This is a genomic window from Mesorhizobium sp. P2_D6 (genome assembly GCF_056404315.1).
This window is the reverse complement of sequence record NZ_JBFUEG010000051.1, coordinates 1-5,671: the sequence shown is the minus strand read 5'-3', so window position 1 is coordinate 5,671 and position 5,671 is coordinate 1. Positions and strand designations below refer to the sequence as shown.

Here is a 5,671-nt window from a genome sequence, read left to right as displayed (position 1 = left end):
GCGACAGGATTTGCGCCCATCAAAGCAGGACCAAAGTATTCGTCGACCGCTGATTTGGTCTCGGCCAACGTTTCGGTCACCACGGGCCAGGGACCACACTCCCCAATACCTACAATACCATCATCGGTATATATCCGAACAAAAATGTTCGCAATTCGGTCTATCGCACCGATCCCGGTCCGGACCACCTTTTTAACTGGAATCTCGATGATTCTACTTTCAATTCGCACAATCAGCATTAATCAGTTCCCTTCAAGCTTCGGGCGTTATTGATAGACTGATCGAGTTCGTTCTAAGCTTCATCGAAGGCGCAGAGCCCCATCGCTATGGCTGCCCAAAACGCCAATAGGCGACGTATCGCCGGCGAAATCCACTTATTAGGGACGCTAGCAGGTGTGGCAGACCTGCCTGGCCCGAAACGACCCTTTCCGTAGCAGGAAATCTGCATTTTTTGCTCATTCCGCGCACTATGCAGTTAAAAGATTAGTGGTGCCGGTGTTCTGGACGGGAAGGATCGGCCTTCCCTCGCCCAAAGCGCGCCGCGGTCTCGTTGAAATGACCGGCGAGACGCTATTTCAGTCACGCGCGGATAGCCAAAGAAGCGGTAGTTCGCCTTTCGCCGCTGCTCGGCCGCCGGCTTGGCTTGCCCTCGCTCCCGACGTTTGATTGAGCAAACCGCCGCAGGCCGGCCGGCCGAACACTTGAGCAGCACGAGAAGGGTGTCTTATCGGCAACTGCCGGCCGTCCTGCGAATGCCCCAAAAAGCATGGCGCCCCCTCTCGACGCGTGATGGAGATTCTAAACTGATTCTAGATTGTACACTGCCCTATTGTTTTTATAGAGAATCATTCGGGCGGCCTCGAGTGCTTCTTCAAAATTGAGACTTCCGCCTACAACGTAGTTTGTAAGAGCCTTTGCTAAGTATCGCTTTCCCCAACGACCGGAAAGCCAATAAAGCTCAGGAACGTGAAATGCATCACTTGCGAAAAGGATTTTGGAAAGCGGGACCGCCTCCATAACCTGCATGTACCGCTGATACAAATTCTGGTGGACAAGTGGAGTCATTATTGACAATTCGAAGTAGCAATTTGGATATAGATGGCTTAGCCACGCAGCCTTGCCGACCGACGGATAACCTGCATGAAGCGGAATGATTTTTGGCATTCGCATCATCCCATCTTTGTCAAACCGGCATACCTCTTCTAGATAGAACGGATCTTGGTTCCTAAGTATCACGGAAGGTGCTTCTCCATCACCGGTATGGATCTGCATGGGCATATCTCTCTTGAGGCACTCCTGTAGAGCAAGAGTGAATGTATACCGGCAAAGATCCTTCGTAATTTGCGCAGCGTCTTCTCGATCCATATTCTTGCGTTTATCGAAGGAGTTCCTCTGCGCCTGCCAAGACAACTCCGCGGGTCGGCGATCATACAATGGACGGATTGGCCCTATGTCTGGCAAGAGATAAGATTTCATTCCAAAAGACGGCTTTCCAAAGTTTCCATCCCCGTCAAGTATCTCGTTCAACCTCGTGACGTAGCGTTCTTCGAACTCATCGAACGTGATGTCGAGGTGAAAAAGTTCGTCTTGGATTCTCTCTATTCGACTGATGCGACGAGATTGACAGGGCAGTATGGCTTCCTCAAACCGCGATATAGTTGCGGCGTCACGGCTTTCACCAGTTCCTGTCTCCAGCATTATGTTCTGAAAGTTAGCGTCTCTAAACAAGCTGTTTATGTATGACCAATAATCGTTCCCTCGGTCGTTGCGAGCTTCAATAACTGCTTCTAGATTGTGGTCGCAACCTAGGAAATGAGCCAGCTCTTTGACCAAGAATTTTATAAAGACACTTTGTGAAATATCACCGGTTATCCCATCAAGTTTCCGCTGAATATCGAACTTTTTGTTCAGGTGATACCTGGTTGCTTCGTCCCCGTTCAACCATTGAGCATAGATGCCTTCTGGGAAATAGCTCGGTACCGGAAAGCCCGCTAGGGAGATGCGCTCCAAAAATCGCTGGGGCGTTGTAATTGCATCCCGATCGGTAATAAGGTGGCAATGAGTGTCATCGATCGGCAAGTCATTTACTGCGTCGAAAAGTCTGGCAAACTCCGGCTCTTGCCTCGAAAAAAAAAGTGACAAATGCTCCGGCACCTTAGCGGTTGAAGATGCAAAATTGGGTCCCGCGCTTTTCGCATCCACGTCTGTTTTGAGCTGGTTTCGCATCTACCTACCTTGCCTTCTAGCTGCGCAGCGCCCTCCCCTGCCGTAGGCGGAGGAGATTTGCATCGGCACGGGCGTTATGGCTTGTTCAAAAAATGCCCTTGGCGGACCAGCTTTCAGAAATTGCTCATCATTTGTCGACGTGATGGCGACAACTTAGACGCCGCTAGTTTAACATTTTTTTGGACATCACCACCAACAACGGGCTTCGTCAAATTCTATTTCCATATGGGCGTCATCTAAACGCGCGATGGCGACGCTGTCTGTAGTTCGGATCGGCTTGAATTTACGCTTACGCGGACCGAGCGGCAAATTGCTTTGGGACGGGTGCAGCGGCTAGGCGCCTACCGTTCGGCAACATGAGGGGTCGAACGCATTTACAGCAGAGCTTCCGCGGGACCTATTCTACCTCCGGCTTTGCCAAGCTATGACCGCAAAAGGTTGGCCCCGCCCACCTCCTCAATGAGTTCGTGTTCTTCCACGTCCGCGTAGACGCAACCCCGGTGTCCCAGATGCGTTCTGATAACCTACCATGGGTTTCAATGAGATCACCTATATTGCCCGGCGAATGTGTCGCAGGAATTCTCCGTGTAGTTGGCACGGAACGCTGACGGCATGGAGGCCGTGATCGTTCGCTTGCTCGCGCGATCAGCAGGATTGGACACTCAAATGCGCCCTGCCGGACGACCGAGCTGCATCTGATCTTCTTGGCCGTAGCCATCTGAAAACGCGATGGGCACCTTCCAGAACATTATATTGGCGAACTCAACGCAGAGAGCTGCATAAATAGGGTCCGGATCGAACTGCATCTCCTTTTGTTTGATGACACAGCCAAGTGAAATGAAGATGGTTGCCGTCCTTGTCGCGTCTGGGACCGGATTGTTCTGTCATGGATGAGGCTGACCTCAGGTCTGGCGCGGCCCAGGACGGCTTCGGTCACCTCCTGTCGCATTCCAGCATCATCGCTCATCGTTTGAGATTGTCCCTACTGACTACACCAACTCCCGGGGCGGCATGATGTGCGTTGGGTACTCTGGGCCTGGGCGACGCGGTTCCCTGTTCGATGCTGTTCGATTTTTGGATATAACATCGCGGGTCACTGCAAGCGAAGCGCTGCTTCGAACAGCGGTCGACCCTCACCGCAAGACCATGGCAGAGATCGAATATAGTGAATTCGGCTTACCTCTGCCGACGCTCCCGATTCACTGCCAGAGCGGCGATACCTGTGAAGTGCGCCGACAGGATGATCCTGAAGGCGGTTGGTGCGCTTCACCAAGTCCAGATTGATTCGCGGTGGAAATTCTCCGCCGACATCCTTCTTATTGCCGACCGAACGTGTCACGACTCCTTCACGCCTACGTTCAGCCCCTCTGATCGACAATGCGAACGAGTTTGCCGCGCTTGTAGTGATTGTTCGATGTTCGAAAGGAACTAGTTTTGACGCCTCATCTACCAGCCACGCTCTTCGAGTTCTATACCCTACCGTTTTTTACCAGGGTTTCAACACGTTTTGCCCTGATGCATAACTATTGGGACACTCCCCGTTCAAATGCTGCTACGGATGGCCCAGAGTTTCGCTTCATGGACCATGTGTATTGGCATTTTAAAAGCGTACAACCGATAATTCGTCCAGACAACGAGGCAGATAGATTGCTATACGGCCCGGACAACTCAGTTATATCCATACCGAGCGCATTTAAGAGAGAAGCTACACTCACCATGGGCTGCGCCGGCGACTTGATTCAAGCCGAGGATCTTGACCATTCTAAGGACGTCTTGTTTTCGAACGTTTTCGATATATTATTCGATACGGATATTTCCTTTGCTAACTACGAGGCGGTCGTGGCGGAAAAGGAGGTCGTCGACGCGGCTTTCGGCAATGCGAGCTCCTACCCGACATGTTGTACATTTGAACAATACCTTACACTAACTCAGCATAAAGGTAAACGCTTCACAGTTCTAAATACGGCCAATAACCACACCCTTGATCTTGGAATAGCTGGACTTGAGAGGAATCAGCATCTTTTGGCACAAGATGGAATCATGAATATTGGGACTCCCCAAGTTTCAGAATATGGCAGAGCGAATATTCTCGTGCGCAAAGGAGTTAAGATTGGGTTCGTCTCCGCTACCTTTGGGCTCAACGGGCGAAAACTGCCACCCGGTGAAGAGCACCGAATTCATGTAGCTAGACTTAATTCCAAGCACTTTGCACCTGATCTCAAGTTGCTCATGAGCCAAATTGCTGATTGCAAGGATCAAAACTGTGACTTCATAATCGCATCGCTTCATTGGGGCTACGAATTTGAGTTTTTTCCGCGACATTCGCAAGTTGAGACCGCACATACTCTAGTCGAGGCGGGGGTTGACATGATAATAGGTCACCACCCGCACGTGATCCAGCCCGTCGAATATTATCGAACCAAACGCGACCCGGATCGCATGGCAGTTATTGCCTATTCGCTTAGTAGTACAACTCTTGGCTGGTTTACGGCACCACACATGATTTTAAGCCTGATTTTGAATTTCGAACTGACGAAAGGCGTTATTAATGGGAATAGTCGGACTTACATCAGTAGAATGACGCCGGTCCCGGTTTTTAGACGTTACTTCCAGCTGGGCGATAGAATGGTGATGCGTCTCGAAAAATTGCAAGATTTTTTTGACGTTGCAGGTGACGCAATAAGGTCGATGAGGAAAATGAAAGGTTACGTTGACTTGGTCATGGGAAGCTTTAAGAATTGACGTTCCCCTGACGCTAACTGCCGGTCGCGAGTTTTGCGGCTTGGACTCGACTCGCGCAACGTTCTTGCCTCGGCAGACGGTTGACCCGTGTGGTCCATTCGGAAACCAGCGCGAGCGAGTCCGGCCGCAGAGCGGCCGCGATCATCCTGATCGTCCGGTCGCGATGGTTCAAACCTGACGGGCTGATCACCGGACCGAAGTCAGGCCGCCGGCCTCAGTTTCTCCTCATGGTCAACGCTCAAGTCGGAAGCACAGATCAGTCTTGGCAGTCGCAGAGTCAATGTTCTGCCGCTGCACGCATTCCTGAGATCCGGAACTTCCCAGATTTGGGTAGAATCCGTCGATCAAGGAGACAGACGATGCGTGCCTGGCTCTGAACCTCGACCGTTCGACGGTGCGCTACATCGGCATCCGTCCGGACGATGAACCGTTGCGCGAGGCGAGGGAAGGGATCGTGTCCCACCGCGTGGTGTAGGTCGGCGGTTACGAAGCCGCTCGCGAGCGCGCCCTCAACAGCGCTGAAGCGAGCGAGCGGCGTAGCGGCGGTCATCGATGTTCCCCGGTAAGGTCGGGTTGCTGACACCAACCTGATTCGAAGGAACCATCGATGACCGACGACATGATGAACCTGCGCACGCTCGTGGAGAAGACCCCCGACGCCGATATCTTGCGCGAGATGATCGGCTTTGCCGCTGAGCTGAGC

2 protein-coding genes and 1 pseudogene are annotated in these 5,671 nt (G+C 52.0%); 1 reads left to right on the top strand and 2 read right to left on the bottom strand.

What is annotated here, in order from left to right:
- Together AC1D1L_RS33260 and AC1D1L_RS33255 are read right to left on the bottom strand one after the other, a co-directional pair.
- Nucleotides 1-239: pseudogene (locus tag AC1D1L_RS33260) on the bottom strand (hypothetical protein); the annotation flags it as partial.
- A 559-nt stretch (nt 240-798) separates the two neighbouring features.
- Nucleotides 799-2,226, bottom strand: coding sequence for an amidohydrolase family protein (locus AC1D1L_RS33255; protein WP_477345720.1), 1,428 nt, complete (start codon nt 2,224-2,226; stop codon nt 799-801).
- 1,434 nt (nt 2,227-3,660) lie between these two features.
- On the opposite strand from AC1D1L_RS33255, the gene AC1D1L_RS33250 reads away from it, so the two are divergent.
- Complete coding sequence (locus AC1D1L_RS33250; RefSeq protein ID WP_477345718.1) at nt 3,661-4,968, top strand: CapA family protein; 1,308 nt, start codon at nt 3,661-3,663, stop codon at nt 4,966-4,968.
- Nucleotides 4,969-5,671 lie beyond the last annotated feature (703 nt).

Excerpts from the sequence above, each read along its gene's own strand:
- AC1D1L_RS33255 (WP_477345720.1), bottom strand. The coding sequence starts at position 2,226 with ATGCGAAACCAGCTCAAAACAGACGTGGATGCGAAAAGCGCGGGACCC.